The 3303-nt window shown below is 28.9% G+C and carries 4 protein-coding genes; all 4 read right to left on the bottom strand.

The features are described 5' to 3' along the window. Positions 1–161: MGMT family protein (locus U9R42_13165; GenBank protein MEA3496969.1), on the bottom strand; the 161-nt coding region annotated here is incomplete at its 3' end. After that, a complete protein-coding gene (locus tag U9R42_13160) occupies positions 158–1183 on the bottom strand; it encodes a radical SAM/SPASM domain-containing protein (GenBank protein MEA3496968.1) in 1026 nt (341 codons plus the stop codon). The genes U9R42_13160 and U9R42_13165, both read right to left, overlap by 4 nt. Before the next feature lie 13 nt (positions 1184–1196). Further along, on the bottom strand, positions 1197–2405 hold the full coding sequence (locus U9R42_13155) for a thioredoxin family protein (GenBank protein ID MEA3496967.1): 1209 nt from the start codon (positions 2403–2405) through the stop codon (positions 1197–1199). Positions 2406–2490: 85 nt separating this feature from the next. Continuing rightward, positions 2491–3219: a hypothetical protein gene (locus tag U9R42_13150; protein MEA3496966.1), complete on the bottom strand. Its 729-nt coding sequence runs from the start codon at positions 3217–3219 to the stop codon at positions 2491–2493. Between the last annotated feature and the right edge of the window lie 84 nt (positions 3220–3303).

Below are 3303 nucleotides of genomic sequence, written 5' to 3'. Positions count from 1 at the left end.
GGAATATCTGATGAGAAGCTGGAATTCATTGCCCAGCCAACCATTCGAGCAGATCCTTTGGAACCTAAATATTCGGCAATATGTCCGTAGGTTGTAACTTTCCCTTTAGGAATTTGCCTTGCTACTTTGTAAACTTGTTCAAAAAAATTTCCCTTGCTCATATCCAAATATTTGTGCCTTCTGTACAATTTGTACAAATATCAATATTTTTTCTATTTTGCAAAATTGATTGCCTGAATTTTTTTAGCCCTTCACTTTTCCAGATTTGCTCAAATGAATTTTCAAAAACATTTCCAAAAGAATAGTTCGCATTTTTATCAAAACAACAAGGAACAAGATTACCTTCTTGAGTGATAACACAGCCCTGCCACGATCTCCAGCAATGATTGTAAAGCTTGTTTTTTAATTTGTAATTTCCGCTTTTATCTTTTTTATATCGTGAAAACTTATTTGTACTTGGAACAATTTCTTCTGCATTTTCGTTGTCATAAATCTGTGCGGTTTTAAAAGTTAGTTTATCGACTTGTAATTCTCTTGCAAGCTTTTTCATTTCCTCAATCTGATTTTCATTATGACGTAAAACAAGGAATTGCAAAATTATTAGCGGTGCCTTTGATTTATTTTCTTTTTTATATTTAATAAGATTTTTTATCCCTGATAAAACCAAATCAAGATTACCTCCTTTTCTGTATCTTTCATAAACCTCTTGTGTTGTTCCATCAATGGAAATAATTAATCTCCTAAGTCCTGAATTTACAACTTTGCGGATGTTTTCAGAATTAAAAAAATGTCCGTTTGTAGAAGTTGCAACATAAATATTTTTTTCACTAGCGTAGCGGATAAATTCAAATATGTTTTTATTCATAAATGGTTCACCCTGAAAATAAAGTGTGAGATAAGGTGTTTTTTTATGAATTTCATCAATCAATAATTTGTATTTCTCAATATGCATAGAACCAACTTTTCTCGTTAAAATTCCCATTCCTGTAGGGCATTCAATACAAGAAAGGTTACAAGTATTTATTGGTTCAATAGAAATGCTTAAGGGATTTCCCCAGTGTAGATTTCTTCTTAAAATTCTTGTCAAATAATATGAAGTAATAATTTTAAATGCATTTGTTATTCTTGCAAAAGTTAATGTTTGCCAAAAGCTAACAATGTCATATTTTTTTAACAAAATCATTTTAAAGGAGATGCTATTTTAAAAGTCCCTTTATTCTTGATTCAAGTTCGTGAGATTTAAAACCACGGTCAATAATAATTCCTTTTTTATTTATTAAAATAAGATAAGGAAGTCCATCAATGCGGTAAATATTTGCAATTTGACTTTGCCAGCCTTCAAGGTCCGAAACATTTATCCATTCAGATATTTTGTCTTTAACAATCGCATCCTTCCATTCATCTTTTTCACTATCTAAAGATACGGAATAAATTTTAAAGCCTTTGTTTTTGTATTTATCAAACAAGCTATTTATCAAGATGTTATCTTGACGAGATTTGTTATCAAATGAAGCCCAAAAATATAACAATGTAACATTTCCCTCAAGGGAAGAAAGTAAATATTCTTTATTATTGTAATCAGCCAAAGCAATTTCTGCAACTTTTACACCCGGTCCTGTAGGAATAATCGCACTTATTTTATCATCAAATTGTTTGTAGAATTTTGAATGCGGACATATTTTTTCAAATTTATCACGTAGCTCAATAAGATAGTTATAATTTTCATCAACATCAAGGTAAAGAGCAGTTAAAATAGCAACCATTGATGTGTCTATCCTGTCAATAAATTTTCTAAGATTTTGAGATTTTTCTTTTCCAATAGCACTGTAATAAATTGGCATGGAATCAACTAATGCAAGTAACTTTTTGTTATTCTTTTTGTCTTTTTTATAATCTTCTGCACGTTTCTGTATCGCTTTTAATTTGTTATTTGTTTTGTTTAAAAGCATATACATTTCCTTTAAATGATATGATTCCTGTGAACCGATAATTTCATAATCACCAAGATTTGAAATATCAGTTTTTATAGTTACTTTTCCACCTCTAAGAAACAAATGTATGCTACCGTTAGGAAATCTTAATTGATAAATCCCCGGTTCAGGAATTTCTGTATCAATATTGAATCCTCCGCTTTCATCAATTATTACAGAAATCAAAGGGTTTATTTCTCCAATACCAAGTTCGTCAATAATAACATTTAAATTTGCACCGCCTTTTACATAGCCTTCCACTATTTGTCTTTGCTTTTTGTAATAGTTTTTAGTTTCTTCTTCGTCATTGTTATTATTTTGGACTACATTTACTTCTGTTGTTTCATCCTCACCTTTGTTATTTTTCTTATTTTGGCTTTTGCATGAAACGAGGAAAACAAATAAAATGATAATTAGTAAGTATGTATTTTTCATAATTTATATCTTTTTTTTCATTAGTCAATTTAAAACTCAAAAGGTAAGCAAAAAATTCACTTTTTTTTTAAAATGTGTTAAAATCCTATTTTTTAAGCTTTTTATATTTCTCTTTATCAAGAATATTAACTTTTTCTAATTTACCTTCATCATTATAATTAGTAACTTTTATAGGAATTCCGTTTTTATAATTTTTTTCCATTTTAAGAATTCCCGATTCATTCCAATATTTAGCTTTGCCTGTTACTTTTCCATACAAGTAGTTTTCTTCAAGTTTTCTATTTCCGTTTGAATAATAAACAATTCTATTTTGAATATTACCGTCAATTAAAAATTTTTCTTCTTTTTTCTGATGGTTTCTATACCATTTATATTCAATCTTTTTAGTTTTTTCAGGAAGATAAAATTCTTCGTAAACAAGAAAGTTTTCGTAGCTGTAATGTTTTAAATGAGCAAAAAAATTGTCCTTATAAACTCTCTCAAACATAACAACACCGTTTTCGTACCACTCAAAAGTGCTACCTATTATTGAATCATTGGAATAAGTTGTTAGATTTTTTCTATTTCCGTTTCTGTACCACTCCGACCATTTACCATGCCTTTTGGTGTTTTTATACTGTTTTCTCATTTTATTTTTGCCATCTTCGTACCATTGCTTCCACGAAATAAGGCTATTGTGCCTGTAGATTTTTTCTTCTCTTTTTTGTCGGCTGTTAGGATATTTGGAATACTCTTTTCGGTTTGGTCGTCTTCCCTGAGCAGAAGATAAAAGTGGAATAAGTATTATTAAAATAAAAGAAATCCTTTTTATCATAGTTGTAAACTTACAAAGTCAAAATTAAAATAAAGTTCAAAATTAACAAAATTATACCAAATGTCAATTTAAAATATTTTTAGG

The organism is Bacteroidota bacterium (assembly GCA_034723125.1).
Lineage (GTDB): Bacteria > Bacteroidota > Bacteroidia > CAILMK01 > JAAYUY01 > JAYEOP01.
This window is presented reverse-complemented; position numbering and strand designations above follow the sequence as displayed.